The 22,010-nt window shown below is 73.1% G+C and carries 19 protein-coding genes, 3 tRNA genes and 1 pseudogene; 9 read left to right on the forward strand and 14 right to left on the reverse strand.

From position 1 onward, the window contains the following. Positions 1–18: 18 nt before the first annotated feature. The 3 genes and pseudogenes from ACNHYB_RS09420 to ACNHYB_RS09430 all read right to left on the reverse strand — a co-directional run. Complete coding sequence (locus ACNHYB_RS09420) at positions 19–1,785, reverse strand: mechanosensitive ion channel domain-containing protein (protein WP_418275086.1); 1,767 nt, start codon at positions 1,783–1,785, stop codon at positions 19–21. Between the two features lie 10 nt (positions 1,786–1,795). Continuing rightward, a complete protein-coding gene (locus ACNHYB_RS09425) occupies positions 1,796–2,209 on the reverse strand; it encodes a hypothetical protein (protein WP_418278086.1) in 414 nt (137 codons plus the stop codon). Between the two features lie 23 nt (positions 2,210–2,232). Beyond that, positions 2,233–2,412: pseudogene (locus ACNHYB_RS09430) on the reverse strand (antibiotic biosynthesis monooxygenase); the annotation flags it as partial. 290 nt (positions 2,413–2,702) lie between these two features. Between ACNHYB_RS09430 and ACNHYB_RS09435 the strand changes: the two are divergent. Beyond that, positions 2,703–4,148 (forward strand): M15 family metallopeptidase, encoded by a 1,446-nt coding sequence (locus ACNHYB_RS09435; protein ID WP_418275087.1) that lies wholly within the window; start codon positions 2,703–2,705, stop codon positions 4,146–4,148. An 8-nt stretch (positions 4,149–4,156) separates the two neighbouring features. On the opposite strand, the gene ACNHYB_RS09440 is transcribed toward ACNHYB_RS09435, so the two are convergent. Beyond that, positions 4,157–4,519 carry a metallopeptidase family protein gene (locus tag ACNHYB_RS09440; protein WP_418275088.1) on the reverse strand — a complete coding sequence of 121 codons (363 nt, stop codon included), beginning with the start codon at positions 4,517–4,519 and terminating at the stop codon, positions 4,157–4,159. 80 nt (positions 4,520–4,599) lie between these two features. Between ACNHYB_RS09440 and ACNHYB_RS09445 the strand changes: the two genes are divergently transcribed. The 5 genes from ACNHYB_RS09445 (at position 4,600) to ACNHYB_RS09465 (ending at position 6,021) form a co-directional block, all read left to right on the forward strand. Continuing rightward, positions 4,600–4,672, forward strand: a tRNA-Glu gene (locus ACNHYB_RS09445). 230 nt (positions 4,673–4,902) lie between these two features. After that, positions 4,903–4,976 (forward strand) — tRNA-Asp (locus ACNHYB_RS09450). A gap of 51 nt (positions 4,977–5,027) precedes the next feature. Further along, positions 5,028–5,100: transfer RNA gene (locus ACNHYB_RS09455), tRNA-Phe, on the forward strand. Positions 5,101–5,287: 187 nt separating this feature from the next. Beyond that, positions 5,288–5,704: a phage holin family protein gene (locus ACNHYB_RS09460; RefSeq protein ID WP_418275089.1), complete on the forward strand. Its 417-nt coding sequence runs from the start codon at positions 5,288–5,290 to the stop codon at positions 5,702–5,704. After that, positions 5,701–6,021 carry a DUF3618 domain-containing protein gene (locus ACNHYB_RS09465; RefSeq protein ID WP_418275090.1) on the forward strand — a complete coding sequence of 107 codons (321 nt, stop codon included), beginning with the start codon at positions 5,701–5,703 and terminating at the stop codon, positions 6,019–6,021. Before ACNHYB_RS09460 ends, ACNHYB_RS09465 begins: the two co-directional genes overlap by 4 nt. A gap of 108 nt (positions 6,022–6,129) precedes the next feature. Here the strand turns inward: ACNHYB_RS09465 and ACNHYB_RS09470 are convergent, their stop codons facing one another. Continuing rightward, positions 6,130–6,387: a BldC family transcriptional regulator gene (locus ACNHYB_RS09470; protein ID WP_418275091.1), complete on the reverse strand. Its 258-nt coding sequence runs from the start codon at positions 6,385–6,387 to the stop codon at positions 6,130–6,132. Between the two features lie 326 nt (positions 6,388–6,713). Here ACNHYB_RS09470 and ACNHYB_RS09475 point away from each other — a divergent pair, with 326 nt between their 5' ends. Further along, the gene (locus ACNHYB_RS09475) at positions 6,714–6,920 is read left to right on the forward strand and encodes a DUF3073 domain-containing protein (RefSeq protein WP_418275092.1); all 207 of its coding nucleotides are present in this window, start codon (positions 6,714–6,716) and stop codon (positions 6,918–6,920) included. A 135-nt stretch (positions 6,921–7,055) separates the two neighbouring features. Here the strand turns inward: ACNHYB_RS09475 and purM are convergent, their stop codons facing one another. From purM to ACNHYB_RS09505, 6 genes are all read right to left on the reverse strand, one after another. Continuing rightward, on the reverse strand, positions 7,056–8,159 hold the full coding sequence (purM, locus tag ACNHYB_RS09480) for a phosphoribosylformylglycinamidine cyclo-ligase (RefSeq protein WP_418275093.1): 1,104 nt from the start codon (positions 8,157–8,159) through the stop codon (positions 7,056–7,058). A gap of 46 nt (positions 8,160–8,205) precedes the next feature. Continuing rightward, positions 8,206–9,753: an amidophosphoribosyltransferase gene (gene purF / locus ACNHYB_RS09485; RefSeq protein ID WP_418275094.1), complete on the reverse strand. Its 1,548-nt coding sequence runs from the start codon at positions 9,751–9,753 to the stop codon at positions 8,206–8,208. A gap of 12 nt (positions 9,754–9,765) precedes the next feature. After that, positions 9,766–10,185: a hypothetical protein gene (locus ACNHYB_RS09490; protein ID WP_418275095.1), complete on the reverse strand. Its 420-nt coding sequence runs from the start codon at positions 10,183–10,185 to the stop codon at positions 9,766–9,768. A gap of 35 nt (positions 10,186–10,220) precedes the next feature. Further along, positions 10,221–13,073: an ExeM/NucH family extracellular endonuclease gene (locus tag ACNHYB_RS09495; RefSeq protein WP_418275096.1), complete on the reverse strand. Its 2,853-nt coding sequence runs from the start codon at positions 13,071–13,073 to the stop codon at positions 10,221–10,223. A 166-nt stretch (positions 13,074–13,239) separates the two neighbouring features. Then, entirely contained in the window at positions 13,240–13,611 is a 372-nt protein-coding gene (locus ACNHYB_RS09500) for a sterol carrier family protein (protein ID WP_418275097.1), read from the reverse strand. Positions 13,612–13,635: 24 nt separating this feature from the next. Beyond that, a complete protein-coding gene (locus ACNHYB_RS09505; protein ID WP_418275098.1) occupies positions 13,636–15,108 on the reverse strand; it encodes an RNB domain-containing ribonuclease in 1,473 nt (490 codons plus the stop codon). A gap of 145 nt (positions 15,109–15,253) precedes the next feature. On the opposite strand from ACNHYB_RS09505, the gene ACNHYB_RS09510 reads away from it, so the two are divergent. Next, positions 15,254–17,485 (forward strand): NADP-dependent isocitrate dehydrogenase, encoded by a 2,232-nt coding sequence (locus ACNHYB_RS09510; protein ID WP_418275099.1) that lies wholly within the window; start codon positions 15,254–15,256, stop codon positions 17,483–17,485. Between the two features lie 69 nt (positions 17,486–17,554). Here the strand turns inward: ACNHYB_RS09510 and ACNHYB_RS09515 are convergent, their stop codons facing one another. After that, positions 17,555–17,980, reverse strand: coding sequence for a hypothetical protein (locus ACNHYB_RS09515; RefSeq protein WP_418275100.1), 426 nt, complete (start codon positions 17,978–17,980; stop codon positions 17,555–17,557). A gap of 150 nt (positions 17,981–18,130) precedes the next feature. Between ACNHYB_RS09515 and ACNHYB_RS09520 the strand changes: the two genes are divergently transcribed. Continuing rightward, entirely contained in the window at positions 18,131–18,616 is a 486-nt protein-coding gene (locus tag ACNHYB_RS09520; RefSeq protein ID WP_418275101.1) for a Dps family protein, read from the forward strand. 343 nt (positions 18,617–18,959) lie between these two features. Here ACNHYB_RS09520 and purL read toward each other — a convergent pair whose 3' ends face one another. Both purL and ACNHYB_RS09530 read right to left on the reverse strand, forming a co-directional pair. Beyond that, positions 18,960–21,305 (reverse strand): phosphoribosylformylglycinamidine synthase subunit PurL, encoded by a 2,346-nt coding sequence (gene purL, locus ACNHYB_RS09525; RefSeq protein WP_418275102.1) that lies wholly within the window; start codon positions 21,303–21,305, stop codon positions 18,960–18,962. Positions 21,306–21,450: 145 nt separating this feature from the next. After that, a complete protein-coding gene (locus ACNHYB_RS09530) occupies positions 21,451–22,005 on the reverse strand; it encodes a MarR family winged helix-turn-helix transcriptional regulator (RefSeq protein WP_418275103.1) in 555 nt (184 codons plus the stop codon). Positions 22,006–22,010: the final 5 nt, after the last annotated feature.

Below are 22,010 nucleotides of genomic sequence, written 5' to 3' on the forward strand. Positions count from 1 at the left end.
GGACCTGCGGCCGGCGGGCTACTGCCCGTCGCCGCCGCCACCACCGCCGTCGCCACCCTCGCCGGGTCCCGCCGTCGGACCCCCGTCACCGGAGTCGCGGGCGAGGCGTCCCCGACGGCGGTCGTCAGCGCCGTCCTCGCCGTCGCCGACGGGGAGCTCGCCCGTCAGGCGTCGTTCGGCGAGCTCCTCGCGCTCGTCGATCGCCTCCTGGCCGGGCCCGGCGAAGTTCCGCGACCGCGCCTCGGCCTCCTCGCTGCCGCTGTACAACCCGGGGCGCTCCGTCGGCGTCGGCGCCATGACCACCGTCGCGTCCTGCGCGCGCGGCGACCGCACGTCACCGAGCAGCACCGTCTCCCCGGCCGGCTCGACCGCCGAGGCGGCCGACGCCGCGGACTGGGCCGGTGTCGGCAGCTGGCGGTCGTGCACGGACGGCCGTCGCGGCGCCTTGCCGGGACGCGACCGGGTGGCCGCCGCCTTCGACGACCCGTCGCTCTCGCCCGTGCCCTCGCCGTCGGCGTCCCGGCGCGGGGTCAGCGTGCCGGGCAGCACCACCGGTGCGCCGGGGCGTGGCGTCCGCGCCGGGACGTCGGCGGGCGACGACCCGGCGGCTCCGTCGGCACCGCCGGAGCCGTCGGCGCCCTGCTCGCCGCCCTGCCCCGTCCCCTGCTCGACGGCGCCCGGCGCCTCGGCCTGCTCGAGGACGGCGGCCTCGACGCTCTCGTACCGGCGACGCACCATCGCGTACGGCGCCTCGCGCTGCAGCCAGTCGATCAGCCCCTCGCGGACGGTGCACCGCAGGTCCCACAGGTTGGGGGCGTCCGCGGCGCTCACCAGCGCCCGGGCCCGCACGACGCCGTCGGTGGCGCCGGTGACCTCCAGCACGCCCGTGCGACGGTCCCACTGCGGCGCGCTGTCCAGCAGCCGGCTCAGCTCGGCCCGCATCGCGTGCAGGGGGACCCGGAAGTCCACGTCGATCTCGACCGTGCCCAGCAGGTCCGCGGCGCGTCGCGTCCAGTTCTCGAACGGCGTCGTCGTGAAGTAGGTGCTCGGCAGGATGATGCGTCGGTCGTCCCAGACGTGGACGACGACGTAGGTCAGCGTGATCTCCTCGATCCGGCCGAACTCGCCGTCGAGCACCACCACGTCGTCCACCCGGATCGCGTCGGTGAACGCGATCTGCATGCCGGCGATGGTGTTCGCGAGGCTCGACTGCGCGGCGACACCGACGACGACGGACAGCAGTCCCGCCGAGGCCAGGATCGACGCACCGGCCAGCCGCACCTGGGGGAACGTCAGCAGGACGGCGGCGACCGCGAGAATCACGATGACGGCCACGGTGACACGGCGCAGGATCGAGATCTGCGTCTGGACGCGGCGTGCGTGCCGGTCGTTCGAGGCGACGCTCGTGCGCGCGAGCGTGCGGTCCTCGACGACGAACGCCATCGCGCCCACCAGCCACGCCCCCGCGATGATGGACGCGATGAGCAGGCCGTGCCGCAACGGGTCGTACCAGGCCTCGTCCTGGTGGGCGGAGGCGGAGATGCGGAACGCGACCCAGATCGCGACCACCATGAGCAGCGCGCGCAGCGGACGACGCAGGCGCAGCGCCATGTCCTGCAGCAGCGGACGGCCGCGGGCGAGGCGGTTGATGAGCGCCGAGGCGATGGTGACGAGCAGGTAGGCGGCGACGATCGCGGCGGCGGCCCACGCGATCGTGACGGTCAGCGAGACCGTCGACTTGACGGTCTCCTCAGGGATGGCGGGGTCTCCGTCCAGGAACAGCATGCCCCCCAGGCTAGGAACCTTGGGTGCCGCCCGCGCGCCGCGACCGGCCAGAACGTGTGCGGGGTGTGTGGAGCCATCCCCGCAGACGCCCGGTGACCCACGGCAGCACCCAGAACGACATGACCGGCGTGAGCACGAGCGTCGAGGCCAGCACCTGCACCGCCAGGGGCAGCTCCCGGAACGCCGGGACGAGCCACGCGACCAGCAGGGTGAACACGAGGTTCACCGGGAAGAACCCGAGCCAGATCGCCACCGACTGCTTCCAGCGGGGCGGCGCCTGCAGCAGCGGCGGGCCGGAGGGCTCGTCCTGGCGCACCGGCGCGTCGAACCAGCCCTCGATGCCCGTACGGCGCGTGACGGACCGCTCGACGACGAGCCCCTCCCCCGGGCCAGCCAGTCGCGGCGCTCGGCCGACCCCTCCCACGCCTCCAACCGGGCGGCGTCGGCGAAGCGGTAGAGCATCACCCAGTCGGTGGTCCCCTCGGCCACCCGGATCCACCCGGAGCCGAGGAAGCCGGGGTACCGGTTGGCGAGCCGGACCCCGGCCTGGACCCAGGCGGTCACGTCCGCCACGTGCTCCGGGCTGACGACACGGTGGATCGACACGGTGACAGGTGCATCGCTCATGGGATCCAGTGTCGGCCCGACGGCGAGGGGTCCTGTCACGCCTGCGGGCCGGAAACGCAGATCCTCGGCCCGCTCCCGCCGTTCTCACGGCCGCGGGTGACACGTGCCACAACTGTGGCCCGCGCCCCCGGGTGATGGCCCTGCGGCGCTTCGTCGCTCCTGTCCCGATCTTCACCGGAGCGTCTCGAAGCGTCCTTGGGACCTCTGGGCCTCCGCCCCCAGGATCCCAGGGTCTGATCACATGACGGGACCACGATGGTCCGCGGCCCCGAGACCGAGGACAACACCCTGTGAACCTGCCCCGCATCACCCTGCCGTGGCTCACGCGGCGTCGCAGCACCACCACCGTGAACCGTCGCGCCCGCCGCGGTGCGCACCGTGCCGAGACCCCGCGGCGGCGGACCGCACCGGCCGTGCCCGGCGCCCGCACCGCCGTCGGCGGTGCCCTGGCCGTCCTCGCCCTGACCGCGACGACGGCGACGGCCGTCTCCATCGGGCCGGCGGACGCCGAGGCCGAGCCGGCCGACGCCCGGCAGCTCGCCGTCACCGGACCGGACGAGGACCAGGACGGCACGGACGACGACCCCGTCGTCGTGCTGTCCCAGGACGCGGCGGTCGCCGAGGCGTCCGAGGCGATCCAGCGCGCGACCGAGGTGACCGAGGACCACACCGGGATCGGCGGGTCGGCCGAGGCGAAGATCACCGAGCAGGCCGACAAGGTCGCCGACCTCATCACCGTGCGACCCCAGGGCTCCGCGGCGGCGTCACGGTCGGGCGAGCGCACGGCCCTCGACACCGCACCCGAGGAGACGACCGCCGACACCGGGGCCGACGCAGGGGCCGAGGCCTCGGACGGCAGGGCCGCGGACGAGCTCGCCGCCACCCGCGCGGCGGCGACCGGCACCGCGGGGTCGGACCGCTCCCCGCTCGTCGACACCGACGCCACCACGCCCACCGCGGCGGACGACGCGCCGTCGGACGCCGCCGACGACGCGGACAGCGCGGACGACACAGACACTGCCGACGCCGACGCCGACGCGAGCACGGAGACGGACACGGACACGGAGGCTGCTGAGACCGCTGCCACCGAGGCCACCGAGGCCACCGAGGCCACCGGGGAGGACCGGGCCGAGCTCACCGAGGCGACCGCGTCCCTGGTGTCGCTGCTCGAGGATGCCGAGGCCGAGGCGGTCGACGCCACGCCCGCTCCCGAGAAGTCCGCCGAGCCCGCCGAACCCGCCGAGCCCCGGACCCCGCAGGAGATCCTGGAAGCCCAGGCGTCCGCGGCGAAGAAGGCGGCGGAGAACCTGCGCCAGTACGTCACCTCGACGGAGGGCGCCGGGAACGGCCTGATCCCGGCCGACGCGCTCTCCGAGCCGGCGTTCGCCCCGGGCGAGCAGCTCCGACGCGACGCCGCCCGGCAGCTCGAACGCCTCGATGCGGCCTACCACGCTCGGTTCGGCGACCACCTGGACGTCGTCGACTCCTACCGGTCGTACGACTCGCAGGTGGCGGTGAAGGCCTCCCGCGGCTACCTGGCGGCGGTGCCCGGCTACTCGAACCACGGCTGGGGCGTCGCCGTCGACCTCAACGGCGGCGTGGAGACCTTCGGCACCGCGCAGTACGAGTGGCTGCGTGAGAACGGTCCGCTGTTCGGCTGGGACAACCCTGACTGGGCCCGCTCGGACGGTCGCAAGCCGGAGGCGTGGCACTGGGAGTACACGCCGCTGTCGTGAGGGCGGGTTCAGGCCCAGCCGAGCTCGTGCAGCCGGTCGTCGTCGATGCCGAAGTGGTGGGCGATCTCGTGCACCACGGTGATCGCGACCTCCTCGGCGACCTCGTCGGGCGACTCGCAGATGGCGAGGGTGGGGTTGCGGTAGACGGTGATGCGGTCGGGCAGGGAGCCCGCCGCCCACGCCTCGCCGCGCTCGGTCAGGGGCACGCCCTCGTAGAGCCCGAGCAGCTCGGGGTCGTCGGCGGGGGCGTCGTCCTCCACGAGCACGACGACGTTGTCCATCAGGCGGGTCAGCTCGGCGGGCACCTGGTCGAGCCCGTCCGACACCGCCGACTCGAACTCCTCACGCGACATCTCCAGCACGGGGCCCATCCTCGCCTACGCGAGGGCGTCCCGGTGACGGATGCCGCGGGTGACCGGTATGACGGGTGACCGGTATGCTGTCCCGGCTGGCCCCCATCGTCTAGCGGCCTAGGACCCCGCCCTTTCACGGCGGTAGCACGGGTTCGAATCCCGTTGGGGGTACTCCGCCGGCTCCGGACTCGTGAGCGTCCGCAGCTGGCAGTCGGCGGTCCGCAGTTCGCAGCTGGCGGTCCACGGCTGGCAGTTCGCAGCTGGCGGTCCACAGCTGGCACGACGAAGCTTTCCCCGGTGTTTTGCCTGGTCAGGAGCCGATTTCAGGATCCGGTCAACCATGGGGTACGCTTCTTCTCGGCTCGAAACGAGCACCTCGATCACGTGAAAACCTGATCGATGGCCCTGTAGCGCAGTTGGTTAGCGCGCCGCCCTGTCACGGCGGAGGTCGCGGGTTCAAGTCCCGTCAGGGTCGCGCATGAAGCGCCCGGTTCGTCGGCAACGGCGCCCCGGGCGTTCGTGTCAAGGCTCTGTAGCTCAGTTGGTAGAGCGTTCGACTGAAAATCGAAAGGTCACCGGATCGACGCCGGTCGGAGCCACCCGGACGAGACGCCGCAGGTCAGACGACCTGCGGCGTTTCGCATACCACCACGCCGGTGCGCCCCGGGCCCCTCAGGGCGCCCGAGCCGCACCGCAGACCCCTCGAACCCGCGCCAGGAATTGCCGGGACCGCCCGGTACGGGTTGAGTGGGGTCAGCAGGCTCACCTCGACGAACGGAGCAGCCGATGACTGACTGGGACGACGGGCGCCCGCCGCCCGCCGACCAGCCGCCCTCCGTAGGGCGGCTGATAGAGCAGATCTCGGAGCAGGCGACCCGCCTGGTGCGCGCCGAGATCGCGCTCGCCAAGGCGGAGGCGACCGAGAAGGCCAAGCGGTCCGGCATCGGGGTCGGCCTCCTGGCCGGTGCGCTCGTCATCGTGCTGTACGCCGTCGGCGTGCTGATCTGGTCCGGGATCACCGGCCTGGCGGAGGCCTGGCCCCTGTGGCTCTCGGCCCTGGTGATCGGAGTGGCGATGCTGCTCCTCGCTGGGCTGCTCGGCTGGATCGGCGTCAAGCAGCTGAAGAAGGCGACGAGCAAGCCGGAGACGATCGACCGGGTCAAGGACGACGTCGCCACGGTGAAGGAAGGGATGAAGCGGTGAGCGCGACCAATCAGCGACCTGCGGGTCCGCCAGTCCCCCCGCCCACGCCGCAGGAGCTCGAGCGCGAGGTGAAGCAGGCCCGGCGCGAGCTCGCCGACGCCGTCGACTCCCTCACGACCCGGCTCTCGCCGTCCTACCAGGCCAACCAGCTCGCCCGGAACACCAAGCAGGCGTCCGTCGACGCCCGCGGGCTGTTCACCGGTGACGGGCTGCCTGCCGACGAACGCCGCGCACGGAACGCGAAGATCCTGCTCGGGGCGGCAGCGGCGGGCGTCGTCGCGGCCGCGCTGGTGGTCGTGAGCATCGTCCGATGCTGATCCGCCCGGGGCGGGCGTCGTCCCGCCCCGGGCGCTGCTACGGGCCCGGTGACCTCGATGTCACCGGGCCCGTGGCATGACGTGATCAGGCCTTCGCCGCAGCGAAGGTCACCGCCCGAGGCCTCCGGCGCCGTCCGCATCGGTGGCCGCCGCGTTCGCCGCAGCCTCCGCCTCTGCTGCTTCGGAGGCCGCGCCGAGCAGCGCCCGGACCTCGGACTCCTTGTAGCGCCGGTGCCCCCCGAGCGTTCGGATCGACGACAGCTTGCCGGCCTTGGCCCACCGCGTCACCGTCTTCGGGTCGACGCGGAAGAGGCTTGCGACCTCGGCTGGTGTCAGCAACACCTCGGAGTCACCGTGGAACGTCATCCCCTGCACCTCCTGGCATTCGACCGGTCCGGGCGGCGCCCAGATTCTCGACGGCCGTCTCATGCCATTGTGTGCAGAAAGTGGGATTGAGGCGACTTGAACCGGCTCGGCCCGAACTGGTGACCACCTGGCGAGATCGTGATGACCGTCACAAGCGTCCGCAAAGTGCAGGCCTGGCATGACGGACGACACGCACCGGGTGACGAACCGAGTGGAGGGAATGCTCCCGGAGCATGTACCGTTGGAACCTGAACAGACGAAACTTCCTCGGGGCCGCACGTCTGGGACGTTGCCGCCCCGCTCCTACGTTGAGGGGGGTCGGAGCCATGGGCCGCGGCCGTCAGAAGGCTAAGCACACCAAGGTTGCTCGCGCGCTGAAGTACTACAGCCCCGAGACGAACTACCACGCCTTGGAACAGGAACTCCAATCGAGCCAGACCGACGTCGCTACCGAGAGCCGCAGCTGGGACTCCACCAGCGATGACTCCGAGTACGACAACAACTACACCGGCTGGGACGACGACCGGCGCTGAGGCTCCCTCGTTCCACGCCGTGACTGCCACGGCATGACACCGGCGAAGGGTCGGACGGTCCACGGACCGTCCGACCCTTCGCCTGTCCTCTCCCGAGCAGGATCGTGGCGCCCGGCGCCACGACTCCCGGCTCGGTCAGCGGTAGTCGCCCACGAGCCGGACGGCGCCGGCCTGCACGCCCTTGGTGCCGGCCACCAGGTCCTCGGTCGCCGCATCGGGGTCGAGGTCCTCGACGGTCCCGAGCGTCCAGGCCGGCAGCCCGCGCTGCCGCAGTCGCGCCAGCGCGGCATCCACGCCGTCCGCCCCGACCACGGCGACCATGCCGACACCCAGGTTCAGCGTGTTCTCCAGGTCCCGGCGCGGGACGGAACCCAGCTCGCGCACGGTCCGGAAGACGGCCGGCACCTCCCAGGTGGACCGGTCGACCGTCGCCACCACGCCCGCGGGCAGCACCCGTGCCAGGTTCGCGGCGAGCCCCCCACCGGTGACGTGCGTGAACGCGTGCACCTGAGCGGCCTCGTCCCGGGCGAGGGCGAGGCAGTCGCCCGCGTACACCCGGGTCGGCTCCAGCAGCTCCTCACCGAGCGTGCGGCCGAAGTCCTCGACGTGCCGGCCCAGCTCCCAGCCGGCGTGCTTCACGACGGCACGCACCAGGGAGTAGCCGTTCGAGTGCAGCCCGCTGGACGCCATGGCGATCAGGACGTCCCCGGAGCGGACGCGCTCGGGCCCGAGCACGGCGTCCGCCTCGACGATGCCCGTCGCCGCGCCGGCGACGTCGTACTCGTCCGGTGCCAGCAGGCCGGGGTGCTCGGCCGTCTCCCCGCCGACCAGCGCCGTCCCGGCGACCTCGCACGCCGCCGCGATGCCGCGCACGATGTCGGCGACGCGCTCCGGCACCACCTTGCCCGTGGCGATGTAGTCCGTCATGAAGAGCGGCTCTGCGCCCACCACGACGATGTCGTCCACGACCATGCCGACGAGGTCGAAGCCGATCGTGTCGTGCTTGTCGAGCGCCTGGGCGATGGCGACCTTCGTGCCGACGCCGTCGGTCGAGGTGGCCAGCAGCGGCTGGCGGTACGCGCTGAAGGCGGACAGGTCGTACAGGCCGGCGAATCCGCCGACCCCGCCGAGGACGGCGGGGCCCTGGGTGCGGCGCACCGCGTCCTTCATGAGCTCGACGGCCTTGTCACCGGCCTCGGTGTCGACTCCGGCGGCGGCGTAGGTCAGGGGTTCGGTCACGGTGTCTTGGCTCCAGGTCGTGCGGGGACGGCGGCGGGACGCCTGCTCAGGGCTGGTCGAGCGCGGTGCTGCCGCCGACGGAGACGGAGAGCTGGTTCAGACCGTCCTCCGGGGCTCCGAGCGGGAGCTGGGCCTGCTCCAGCAGGTGCTTGCCGAGCTGGTCGGCCTCGGGCAGCTCGATCGGGTACTGCCCGGTGAAGCAGGCGGCGCAGAGCTGCGAGGCCGGCTGCTCGGTGGCGGCGATCATGCCCTCGGTCGAGATGTAGCCGAGGCTGTCCGCCCCGAGCGACTGGCCGATCTCCTCCGGCGTGAGGCCGTTGGCGATGAGCTCGGCCCGCGACGCGAAGTCGATGCCGTAGAAGCAGGGCCACTTCACCGGCGGCGACGAGATCCGCACGTGCACCTCGGCGGCACCGGCCTCCCGCAGCATGCGGATCAGGGCGCGCTGGGTGTTGCCGCGCACGATCGAGTCGTCGACGACGACGAGCCGCTTGCCCCGGATCACCTCGCGCAGCGGGTTGAGCTTGAGGCGGATGCCGAGCTGGCGCAGCGTGTCCGACGGCTGGATGAACGTGCGGCCCACGTAGGCGTTCTTCATCAGGCCCTGGCCGAACGGGATGCCCGCCTCGGCCGCGTACCCGGTCGCCGCGGGGGTGCCGGACTCCGGCACCGGCATCACCAGGTCCGCCTCGACGGGGTGCTCGCGAGCCAGGATGCGTCCCATCTCCACGCGCGCGGCGTGCACCGGGCGCCCCTGGATGGACGTGTCGGGGCGCGCGAGGTAGACGTACTCGAACACGCAGCCGGCCCGCTCGGCGGAGGCGAACCGCGTGGAGCGCAGGCCGTCGTCGTCGATGCAGATGAGCTCGCCGGGCTCGACCTCGCGGACGAAGGAGGCGCCGACGATGTCGAGGGCGGGCGTCTCGGAGGCGACCACCCAGCCGCGCTGGGTGCGACCCAGCACGAGGGGGCGCACACCCTGCGGGTCACGGGCGGCGTACAGGGTGCGCTCGTCCATGAACACCAGCGAGAAGGCTCCGCGCAGTCGCGGCAGCACCTCCAGCGCCGTCTGCTCCAGGGTGTGGTCGGCGTCGCCGGCCAGCAGCGCGGTCACCAGTGCCGTGTCCGTGGTGTTGCCGCGGGCGAGCTCGCCGCGGCGCTGCGCGCCGTACCGCTCGGCGACGAGGTTGACGAGCTCCGCGGAGTTCGTGAGGTTGCCGTTGTGCCCGAGGGCGACCGTGCCCGACGCCGTCGCGCCGAGCGTGGGCTGGGCGTTCTCCCACGTCACGCCACCGGTCGTGGAGTAGCGGCAGTGCCCGACGGCGATGTGGCCGGTCAGGGCGTTCAGGGCGGTCTCGTCGAAGACCTGGGACACCAGCCCCATGTCCTTGTAGACGAGGATCTGCTCGCCGTTGCTCGTGGCGATACCGGCGGACTCCTGGCCCCGGTGCTGCAGGGCGTAGAGACCGAAGTACGCGAGCTTGGCGACCTCCTCACCGGGGGCCCAGACACCGAAGACACCGCAGGCGTCCTGCGGTCCCTTCTCGCCGGGCATGAGGTCATGGTTCAGGCGGCCGTCAGGGCGCAAGGGCATGGCTTCAGTGTCTCACAGGCGCCCGGGCGCCCGCCCCGAGGTCCGGCGGAGCTTCCTCACGCTGCGTCGGTCCGCCCAGATCGCCAGCGCCCCGGCGAGCAGCACGAAGAACGTCGTCGTGCCGAGCGTCACCACCGAGACGTACACCCCGGGCTTGAGCATCGCGACGTCGTTCGCGACGGACAGGTCGACGAGCCAGGTGCCGCCCAGGACACCGACGAGGACGCCGACCACGGCACCCACGGTGAAGAACCCGCGGTACCGGGGCGCGCGCCGCACCCGGGAGGGGTCGACGAGCAGGTGCTCGTCCGGGTCGGTCACCGGCGACGGGTCGGCGGTCGCCTCCGACGGCGAGCCCGCAGGCGTCTGCGGGGGTGCCGCTGGGCGTGTCTCTGCGGGCGACTCGGCGTTCTCGGGCGGGGTGCTGCTCACCCGTCGAGCCTAACGCCCGACGGGTGAGCGAGCGGTCAGCCCACCGCCACCCACGGCCCGTAGGGGGTGCCCGGCGTCTGGTTCCGGGTCCACCAGCGCGCCTCGTAGAGGGTGCCCTCGTACGCGACGGTGTCACCGGCGACGTAGATGCCGGAGGGCGTCCAGGCGTGCGCGACGCCGGCCGACGTCGTCACCTCGGACCCGACCTCGGCCCACGCTCCCCAGACGCTCGCCCCCGGCGTCTCGCCGCGGGTCCACCACAGGGCGACGAAGGTGCGCCCGTCGAGGCTGACGCGGTCACCTGCCGTGTAGACGACGTCGGCCTCCCAGGCCGGGTCGGACGGCGCCGGCGCGGCGAGGGCCAGACCCACGACGATCGGGTCGTGGTCCGACGACCGGAACGGCGTCGTGTCGTAGAGGTTCGTCACGTTGTAGTTGAAGCGGCTGTACTCGTTCGCGACGGGCTCGACGGCGTTGATGTTCCAGATGTCGGTGCCGGTCACCGCCTCGAGCGCCGCCGGCGAGGCCAGCACGTGGTCGAGGGAGCCGACCTGACCGTCGTAGGAGTACGTCCACTCCCCCGTCGTGGGACCGAGGTCCGTGTAGCCGGCGTCGGTGAGGACGACGATCGGGTCCTCCTGCTCGTAGGCGTTGAAGTCACCCACCAGCAGGACCTTGTCCGTCCCGGCGTCGGCCGCGACCTCGTCGGCGAACTCCACCAGCGCCGTCGCCTGGCGCACGCGCGACTCGTTGGACGCGCCCTGCCCGTCGCCGGTGTCGGCGTCGCCGGGCCACGGCCCGGCCGAGCCCTTGGACTTGAAGTGGTTGGTGACCACCACGACGTCGTCGCTCGCGTCCGCGGCGCCGCCGACCGGCTGGAAAGTCTGCGCGAGCGGCTGGCGGGCGTTGCCGAACGCCTCGGACCCGAGCAGGATCCGCGAGTCGCCCACCGGCTCCGCCGCGGCGGTGCGGTACACGAACGCGTTGCGGATGACGTCCTCGGACGCCGGGACCTCGGCGGGCGAGGCGACGAACGCCCAGGTGCCCGCGCCGTCGGCCTCGTTGAGGGCGTCGGTGAGGTCGGAGAGCGCCTGGTCGCGCGGCGCGTCGAACGCGGCGGACTGCTCGATCTCCTCCAGCGCGACGACGTCGGCCCCGAGCGCGCTGATCGCCGCGACGATCTTGGTCTCCTGGCGTTCGAGGTTCTCGGCGTCTGCGGCCCCGCGGGCGTCGCAGCCGGTGCGCACGCTGATCGGGTCGCCGGCACGGTCGGTGTAGTACTGGCAGCCGGTGAGCTGGTCGCCCGTGGTGGTGAAGTAGTTGAGCACGTTGAAGGTCGCGACCTGCAGGTCGCCGCCGACGTCCTCGGGCGCGTCGGTCCGGGTGTCGGCGAACGTCGCCGGCTGGGTCCCGTCGGCGTTCGCGCCGGTGAGCTGCCGGGTGGGCTGCAGCCCCCAGGCGGAGTACCGGTAGTCGAGCACGACCGGGGCGGTGAACGTCACGGCGGCGCCGACGCGCACCGGGTCGGTGCCGTTCAGCCACGGCAGGGGGGTGCCGGAGCGCGACGCCGACGTGTAGTTCCAGGTGGAGCCGTCGTCGAGCAGCACGCCGCGTGCGGCGTTGTCGGCGGCCTGCGCGGCGGCCTCGGCGGATCCGGGGCGTCCGACGGACGTCGGCTGGACCAGCGGCGTCGTCCCGGCGGCGAGACCGACGGTGCCGTAGGCGTTCGTGCTGTAGTTGTCGGTGACGACGAAGTCGCCCTGCGGCGCCAGGAGCATCCCCTCGAGCGCCTCGCGCTCGGCGTCCGTGGCGGGCCAGGAGGTCACCGTGGGCTTGACGGCCTCGGCGGGCTCGGTGAGCACGGTCCAGGACGCCGCGCGGACCTGGGTGAGCTCGAAGTACTCGGTGACGCCTCCGGTCACCTCGACGTGGTCCCCGACCTCGACCTGGCCGGCGAGCGCGGCGGAGTAGACGAAGACGGCGTCCGACGCGCCGGGGGTGGCGTCGTCGGCCGGGTCGCCGCCGCTGCCGGCCGTCTGGAGGTAGATCCCGTCGAAGCCACCGGTCGGGTAGGTCGCGGTGACGACGCCGCGCGTGGTCACGTCCTGGCCGTCGAGGGCGGCCACGGGCCCGGTCCCCTGGATGTCCGCGATGGTGACGACGTCGGGCGCGCCCGACGGTGAGGGGGTCGGGGTGGGCGTCGGGGTGGGCGTGGGCGTCGGGGTGGGCTCGGGGTCGGCGCCGCTGTTGACCGGGGTCGGCGTGCCGGTGGAGAAGTCGGCCGCGTTGTCCACGGTGTTGGCGTGGCCCGCACGCGACACCGAGGTGGCGTTGGTGGTGCCGGGCGCGGGACCGGAACCGAGGAACGTGTTGGTGGACGAGCCCCACCCGACGAGGTCGACGACGGCGTCGTCGTCGGCGCAGGCGGTCCCGAGGCAGTCGAGCCGGTCGGTGGAGGACACGAGCGCGACCTTCGCGCCGCTGCCCGACATCGCGATGCTGCCCTCGACGTCCGGCGTCGGCAGGTCCGGCTGGTCGCTGCCCGACCCGAACGCCTGGGCCACGAGGTAGGACCCGCCCGCGGGGATCTCGCCGGTGAGGTCGGTCTGCCCGGACCACGTGGACCCGCCCGCCGACCCGTACTGCACGGACCAGCCGGCCAGCGACACGGGCTCCTGGCCCGGGTTGTGCAGCTCGATGAAGTCGCGGTCGAACGCGCCTCCGCTGTTGCCCCCACCGCCGTAGACCTCGTCGATCAGCACGGGGGCGTCGACGGACGGGACGGCGGCCGCGGGGACGGTGAGCGCGGCAGCGGGGACGAGTGCGCCGACCAGGGCCGCGGCGTACGCGGCCCGTCGTCGACGCGGGGTGGGAGACGTGAGGGTCACGCTGGTCCTCCTCGGACAGATGGGCGGGTGCACCCAGCCAAGCAGGACCGCATGAACCACGGTTTAACCGCAGGTCACGAACGTGATTCCGGCTGCCGGCCGTTGCGGTGAGGCTAGCGGCGCCCTCCGACGTCCGCGCGCCGAGGGCCGCCCGCCACCTACGCACTCAGCGGCGGCGCGCCGCCTGCAGCGGCAGCCAGGCCGCCAGGTCCGCACGCTCGCCCGACGCGTGCACCCGCCCCGCGGCGACGGCGTCGCCCCAGGTCGCGGTGCCGCACGCCAGGGCCAGCCACGTCTCGACGTCCGTCTCGACGACGTTCGGGGGCGTGCCCCGGGTGTGCCGCGGCCCCGCGACGGCCTGCACGGCCCCGGCGGGCGGCACCCGCACCTCGACGGCGTTGCCGGGCGCCACGGCGGCCAGCTCCTCCAGGGTGAACCGCACCGCGGTCGTCGTGGTGGGCCGCGAGGCGTCCCCCGCGAGCCACGCCGCGACCGCGGCGCGCCCGGCGGCCGGGTCGGTCCGTCGTCGTGCAGGCATGGGGCGACTCTAGGACGTGCCCGCTCAGGGCAGCGTGAAGCGGACGCGCCGGTCCGGCACGGACGCCTCCGCGAGGGTCACCCGCACCCGCTCCCCCAACGGCAGGTCGACGCCGTCCACGCGGGCGCGCACCGCCGGTTCGCGCAGCACGACCTCGCCCCGGCGCAGCCCGTCGTCGCCTGGCTCCCCGGCCTCCACGACCACGCCGTCGAACGTGCGACCCACCCGAGGCCCCAGCAGGGCGGCCTCGACGACGTCGATGCTGGCCCGCTCGAACGCCCCCGCCCGGGACGCCGCCGTGCGCATCGTGGCCGGCAGCCCGGGCAGGGCCTCCAGCGCCCACCCGGGCACGGCGCGACCTGCCGAGTGGGCGACGCACACCTCGGCGCCGTAGCGGTCCACGAGGCGCCGCAGCGGTGCGGTGACGTGCGCGTACTCCGCGCCGATGGCGGCGTGGCGTGCGTCGTCGGGCAGCGCGACCTTCGGGCCGCCGTCGGGCCCGGGCACGCCGAACGCCAGGTAGTCCGCGCCGCGGAACAGCGTCGTCGCCTCGGTGAGGAACGCGGCGTGCGCCGCGCGGCGCGACTCGATGCCGCCCAGCAGCTCGGCGTACGGGGTGCCCTCGGGCCAGTCGATGCCCAGGGCGGCCGCGGTCCGCCGCAACCGCGCGACGTCGGAGTCCGCCGGGGCCGGCAGGGTGCGCAGGATGCCGACGCCGACGTCGCGCATGATCCCGGCGGCGGCGATGCCCGTCAGGAGCGAGATCTGGGCGTTCCAGCCCTCGATCGGCAGGGTGCGGCGCAGCTCGAGGCCGAGCGAGCCGTCCTCCCGGCGCACGATCTCCTGCTCGGGGACGCCCAGGGACAGCCCGCCGCGGTCGCGCTCGCGCTCCTCGCGCAGGCGTCCGACGTCGGCCAGGTGGACGAGCGGTTCGGGTGCAGTGCCGGAGTCGAGCGCCGTCTGCGCCTCGCCGTAGGTGAGGCGGGCCCGGGAGCGGACGACGGCGCGGGTGACGACGACGCTGGTGATCTCGCCGTAGGTGTCCAGGGAGATCGTCCACAGCACCGCCGGACGGTCCTCGCCGGGCAGCAGGCTCGCGGCGTCCTCGGACAGCACGGCGGGGTGCAGCGGGGTGCGGGTGTCCGGGCCGTAGAAGGTCAGCCCCCGGCGGTGGACCTCGCGGTCCAGCGCGCCACCCGGGGACACGAAGGCGGCGACGTCGGCGATCGCGTACCGCACGACGTAGCCGTGGCCGGAGGTCGCCACGTGCACCGCCTGGTCGAGGTCCTTCGAACCCGGCGGGTCGATCGTCACGAAGTCGATGTCGCGGCGGTCCTGCCGGAAGTCCTTGAGGTCGCCGAGCGCGGCCGACTCGGCCTCCGCCCTGGCGTCCGCCGGGTAGAGGGCCGGGATCTGCAGCTCTGCCCGCAGCGCGGCGAGCGCGGCGGCGACGTCCTCGGGGGCGGCGGGGTCGAGTCGGAGCTGTCGGGTGGGCACGCCTCGACCGTAGTTGCGAGGGTCATCGGGCGCGCGGGGAGCGCCGCATCCGTGCCGCGACGTTTCGACACGGCCGCTCGACGCAAAGTATCTTGATGTCAAGCAATCTCGTCGTCCCTACAGTCGTCCCCAGGAGTGCTCCCGCATGACCACCGAGTCGCAGCCGACTGCCGGCAAGATCATCTACACCTACACCGACGAGGCACCGCTGCTCGCGACCTACTCGTTCCTGCCGATCGTGCAGGCGTACGCGGCGCAGGCCGACGTCGCCGTCGACACCCGGGACATCTCCCTGGCGGGCCGCATCCTCGCGCAGTTCCCCGAGTCCCTCACCGACGACCAGCGCGTCGACGACGCCCTCGGCGAGCTCGGCCAGATGGCCACCACCCCCGAGGCCAACATCATCAAGCTGCCGAACATCTCGGCGTCGGTGCCCCAGCTGAAGGCCGCGGTCGCCGAGCTCCAGTCGCAGGGCTACGCCATCCCGGACTACCCGGAGGAGCCGACGACGGACGCCCAGCGCGAGGCCCGCGCCCGCTACGACCGCGTCAAGGGCTCCGCCGTGAACCCGGTGCTGCGCGAGGGCAACTCCGACCGCCGCGCCCCCGGCGCCGTGAAGAACTACGCCAAGGCGCACCCGCACCGCATGGGCACCTGGTCCGCGGACTCGAAGACCTCCGTGGCGACGATGGGCGAGAACGACTTCTTCTCCAACGAGAAGTCCGTGACCATCCCCACCGCGGACACCCTGACGATCCGGCTGCGCACCGCCGAGGGCACCCAGGTCCTCAAGGACGGCCTGCAGGTCGAGGCCGGCGAGGTGGTCGACGCGACCTTCCTGTCCGTCGCCGCCCTGCACTCCTTCATCGCCGCGCAGATCGAGCGCGCGAAGTCCGAGGGCGTGCTGTTCTCCGCGCACCTCAAGGCCACGATGATGAAGGTCTCCGACCCGATCATCTTCGGCCACATCGTCGAGGCGTTCCTGCCCGAGGTGTTCGAGCGCTACGGCGCCCGCCTCAAGGCGGCCGGCCTCTCCTCGCGCGACGGCCTCGGCGGCATCCTCGCCGGCCTGGACGCGCTCGAGGACGGCGCGGAGATCAAGACGGCGATCGAGCAGGGCCTGGCCGCCGGCCCGGCGCTCGCGATGGTCGACTCCGACAAGGGCATCACCAACCTGCACGTGCCGTCCGACGTCATCATCGACGCGTCCATGCCGGCCATGATCCGCATCGGCGGGCACATGTGGGGGCCCGACGGCGCCGAGCACGACACGCTCGCCGTCATCCCCGACTCGTCCTACGCGGGCGTCTACCAGGCCGTCATCGACGACTGCCGCACCAAGGGCGCGCTCGACCCGGCCACGATGGGCTCGGTCCCGAACGTCGGCCTCATGGCCAAGAAGGCCGAGGAGTACGGCTCGCACGACAAGACGTTCGAGATCCCGGCCGACGGCACCGTCGAGATCGTGAACGCCGCGGGCGAGGTCCTCATCTCCCACGACGTGGCCGCCGGTGACATCTGGCGCGCCTGCCAGACCAAGGACGCCCCGATCCGCGACTGGGTCGCCCTGGCCGTGCGCCGGGCGCGCGAGTCCGGCACGCCGGCCGTGTTCTGGCTGGACGCGAACCGCGCCCACGACGCCCAGCTCCTGGCGAAGCTCGAGCAGTACCTGCCGGAGCACGACACCGAGGGCCTCGAGATCCTCGTCATGGCCCCGGCCGAGGCGACGCAGTACTCCCTGGACCGCATCCGCGAGGGCCTGGACACCATCTCGGTGACCGGCAACGTGCTGCGCGACTACAACACCGACCTGTTCCCGATCCTCGAGGTCGGCACGTCGGCGAAGATGCTCTCGATCGTGCCGTTGATGAACGGCGGCGGCCTGTTCGAGACGGGTGCCGGCGGCTCGGCCCCGAAGCACGTCCAGCAGCTCCTCGCGGAGAACTACCTGCGCTGGGACTCGCTCGGTGAGTTCTTCGCCCTGGCGGCGTCGTTCGAGCACCTCGCCCGCGTCGAGAGCAACGCCCGTGCGCAGGTGCTGGCCGACACCCTCGATCGCGCCACGGAGACGTTCCTCAACGAGGACCGGTCCCCGACGCGCCGCGTCGGCGGCATCGACAACCGAGGGTCGCACTTCTACCTGGCGCTCTACTGGGCCCAGGAGCTCGCGCAGCAGTCGGACGACGCCGCGCTGGCCGAGGTGTTCGGGCCGCTGGCCGCGTCGCTGGTCGAGTCCGAGGCGACGATCGTCGACGAGCTGCTCGCCGTGCAGGGAAACCCGGCCGACGTCGGCGGCTACTACCGTCCCGACGGTGACCTCGCGGCCGCCGTCATGCGCCCGTCGAAGACCCTCAACGCCGCGATCGACAGCCTCTGACCCGAGCAGAGCGACTCACCGGACGGTGGGAGGGGACCGCCACGCGCGGCCCCCTCCCACCGTCCGTCGTCACCAGGACCAGCCGCGGGCGCTGAGCTCCAGCTCCTCGCGCAGCCGTTCGTCCTCGTCGACGTGCTCGTCGGGGCGCAGCGGCTGGTCGAGGACGGCCAGGCCAGCCGCCCGGCAGGCTTCACGCAGCATGGCGTCGTAGGCGTCCTGCGCAGCACGCCAGTGGTGGGCGCGGGCGAAGACGTCGGGATCGTCGACGACCGTCCGCAGCTCCGTGGCGAGCACCCCGAGCCGGGTCTGGATCGCGAGCGTCACCAAGGGGTCGGGCGCTGCCAGGCGGCGTCGTCGTACCGCGACCATGTGCACGACCGCTCGCAGCAGCACGACCAGCGCCGCGCCGGCGAGGACGATCCCCACGCCGAGCAGGTACGCCGACAGCCACCACATCGCGAGCACCCCTGCCCCCACGATAGTGACCTGGATCACTGCCGGCCACCGCAGCAAGAAGGCACGCCAGGCCAGCCTTGCCACACGTAGCCACGCCTGCCCTTGCTGGCACGATCTCTCGCACCGCTCTAAACTGGACCCGTTCCAGAAAATGTCGATCGGGAGACCCCCGAGAGAGCGAGGAGCACGATGAGCACCCCCAGCATCCACCGCAGCACGCAGCGCACCCAGGCGTCGGCCCAGCTGACCGGCCACCTGCAGCGCGTCCTGGTCGCCCTCGTGGACCTGCACGTCCAGGGCAAGCAGGCGCACTGGAACGTCACCGGCCGCGGGTTCCGCGACCTGCACCTGCAGCTCGACGAGCTCGTGGACGTCGCCCGCGAGCACAGCGACACCGTCGCCGAGCGGCTGCGCGCCCTGCAGGCCGTCCCGGACGGCCGCACCGAGACCGTCGCCACCACCACGGAGCTCTCCCCCTACCCGGCGGGCCTCATCTCCGTCGGGGACACCGTCGACGCGATCGCCGAGCGCATCGCCCAGACGGTCGAGATCGCCCGCACCGTGCACGACGACGTCGACGCCGAGGACGCCACGACCGCGGACCTCCTGCACGAGATCGTCGCCGACCTGGAGAAGCAGGCGTGGATGATCACCTCGGAGAACACCGAGGTCTGACACCTCCGGCAGCGACCGGCACGCACGAACGGCGCGGTACCCCGTCAGGGGGTGCCGCGCCGTTGCTGCGCCGCCACGGGATCGTCGACGAGCAGGCGAGGCGTCGGGCCGGCGGCGTCCTCACGGGTGGACTCCCCGCGAGGTCGGGTCAGGTCAGGCTCGGCCCTGACCGGTGCAGACGGGCCGGCTGATCACCACCGACGACCTCGGTGCCCCAGCCCCGCGGCGACGCGATGCAGCACCGCTGCCGACCATGCCCTCTGAACGATCGAACATGCCCTGGTGGCCCGTCCCGGCGTCGGGACGGGCCACCAGGGCATGTTCGGCGCCGGAGGGGCGCGGGTCAGCCGAAGAGGCGGGGCAGGGTGCCCTCGTGGGCCTCGCGCGCCGCGTCCAGCTCGAGCGTGAACGCGTCGGTGCCGAAGGCCACCTCGACCGCGTCGCCGCCGGTGGTGCCCAGCGACAGGGCCGGCACTCCCGCCGCCTCGGCGGCCGCGACCAGCTCGGCCTCCCGCTCGGGAGCGACTGTCACGAGCACGCGCGCCGTGGACTCGCTGAACAGCGCGGCGAACGGCGTGACGCCGTCGCGCGCGGTCAAGGCGTCCAGCGACACCGACACCCCGACGCCGTGACGCAGCGACGACTCCACGAGCGCCTGGGCCAGACCGCCCTCGGAGAGGTCGTGCGCGGCCAGCGCGAGACCGGAGCGCCGCGCCTCCACGAGCACGGACGCGAGCGCCTTCTCGGCCGCCAGGTCCACGCGCGGCGGCAGACCGCCCAGGTGGGAGTGCACGACGTCGGCCCACGCGGAGCCGTCGAGCTCGTCGGCCGTGGCACCGAGCAGCACCACGGACAGCCCCTCGGCGCGCCAGCCGGAGGCGAGCGCCGTGCGGACGTCCTCGATGACGCCGAGCACACCCACGACCGGGGTCGGGTGGATCGCGGAGTCGATCTGGCCGGGTTCGCCGGTGCCGTTGTACAGCGACACGTTGCCGCCGGTCACGGGGACCCCGAGCTCCTGGCAGGCGTCCGCGAGACCCTCGATCGCCTCGACGAGCTGCCACATGGAGTCGGGGTGCTCCGGCGAGCCGAAGTTCAGGCAGTCGGTGACGGCCAGCGGCGTCGCACCCGTGGTGGCCACGTTGCGGTAGGCCTCGGCGAGGGCGAGCTGCGCGCCGACGCGCGGGTCGAGCTTGCCGTAGCGGCCGTTGGCGTCCGTGGCCAGCGCCACGCCCAGTCCGGTCGACTCGTCGACGCGGACGACGCCGCCGTCGTCGGGCTGCGCGAGCGCCGTGTTGCCCTGCACGAACCGGTCGTACTGGTCGGTGACCCAGGCGGGCGAGGCGAGGTTCGGGGAGGCGAGCAGCGTCAGCACCGTCTCGCGGAGCTCGGCACCCGTGGCGGGCCGCTCCAGACCGAGCCCTGTGACGGACGCCTGCTGGAGCTCGTCCTGCCAGGCGGGGCGGGCGTAGGGGCGCTCGTACACGGGCCCCTCGTGGGCGACCGTCCGCGGGTCGACGTCGACGATGCGCTGGCCGTGGTGGTCGATGGTGAGGCGGCCGGAGCCGTTGACCTCGCCGACCACGGCGGTCTCGACGTCCCACCTGCCGGTGATCGCGAGGAACTCGTCGAGCTTCTCCGGCGTGACGACCGCCATCATGCGCTCCTGCGACTCCGACATGAGGATCTCGCCGGCGTTGAGGGACGGGTCGCGCAGCAGGACGTCGTCGAGCCACACGTGCATGCCGCCGTCGCCGTTGGAGGCGAGCTCGGAGGTGGCGCAGGAGATGCCGGCCGCGCCGAGGTCCTGGATGCCCTCGACCACCTGGGCCGCGTACAGCTCGAGGCAGCACTCGATGAGGACCTTCTCCATGAAGGGGTCGCCCACCTGCACCGAGGGTCGCTTGGCGGGCACGCCGTCCTCGAAGGTCTCCGAGGCGAGGATGGAGGCGCCGCCGATGCCGTCGCCGCCGGTGCGCGCGCCGAACAGGATGACCTTGTTGCCGGCGCCGGAGGCGTTGGCGAGGTGGATGTCCTCGTGGCGCAGCACGCCGAGGCACAGCGCGTTGACCAGCGGGTTGCCCTGGTAGGAGCCGTCGAAGACGAGCTCGCCGCCGATGTTCGGCAGGCCGAGGGAGTTGCCGTAGCCGCCGACGCCGGAGACGACGCCGTGCACCACGCGGGCGGTGTCGGGGTGGTTCACGTCGCCGAAGCGGAGCTGGTCCATGACGGCGACGGGGCGCGCACCCATCGAGATGATGTCGCGCACGATGCCGCCGACGCCGGTCGCGGCGCCCTGGTACGGCTCCACGAACGACGGGTGGTTGTGGGACTCGACCTTGAAGGTCACGGCCCAGCCGTCGCCGATGTCCACCACGCCGGCGTTCTCGCCGATGCCGACGAGCAGGTGCTCGGTCATCTCCGGGGTGACGCGTTCGCCGAACTTCTTGAGGTGCACCTTGGAGGACTTGTACGAGCAGTGCTCGGACCACATGACGGAGTACATGGCGAGCTCCGCGGCGGTCGGGCGGCGCCCGAGGATGTCGCGGATGCGCTGGTACTCGTCCGGCTTGAGTCCCAGCTCGGCGTACGGCTGGGCCTCGTCGGGGGTCGCGGCGGCGTTCTCGACGGTGTCGAGCGTCGGGCGCGGGGCGGACACGGCTTCGGCGCTGTCGGCAGCGGCGGTCATCTACATCCCTCGGGTCGCACGGGGTGCCCGGGCCGGGTGATCACCGCGGTGACGACCGCTCATGGCGGTGACGACATGGCAGTGACGTCATGGCGATGGCGGCATCCGGCGTCGGTCCGGGCCGGGAGCGCCCTACGGCGCGGGGTCAGTCTACCGGCGTCCGACGACGGCGGGGCTCACGTGCGCGCAGCGTCCTCGGCGACGCTGCGGGCCGCCTCGTCGTGCTCGCGGCCGAGCTCGGCGGCCATGGAGAGCAGGAACTCCTCGACGGCGTCCCGGCTGGCCGGGGGACGGCCTCGGCGATGGCGAGCATGCGGGCGTGCATGCGGGTGAGCCGGTCGCGCACCTCGTGGTGCGCGGCGTCGGTCGCGACGACGACGACGGAGCGCCGGTCGACGGGGTGGGGCCGGCGTTCGAGGTGCCCCGACGCGCAGAGCCGGTCGAGCAGCTTGGTGGTGGAGGCGCTGGAGATGCCGAGACGGGCGGCGAGGGCGCGGGGGGTGACGGCGTCGTCGTGCTGGCCGCGCGCGATGACGTGGCGCAGCGCCCGCAGGTCGGTGAGGTTCATGTCCATGTCGCGGCTGGCGCGCAGGCGCATCTCCTCGTCGGCGCGCCGGAACGTCCGCAGCGCCTCCAGGAGGCGGCGGGGCTCCGCGTCGGTGTCGGCGTACCAGTACGCCGACGGTGCGTCCTCACTCACGCCCG

This window comes from Isoptericola jiangsuensis (assembly GCF_048320105.1).
Taxonomy (GTDB): domain Bacteria; phylum Actinomycetota; class Actinomycetes; order Actinomycetales; family Cellulomonadaceae; genus Isoptericola; species Isoptericola jiangsuensis_A.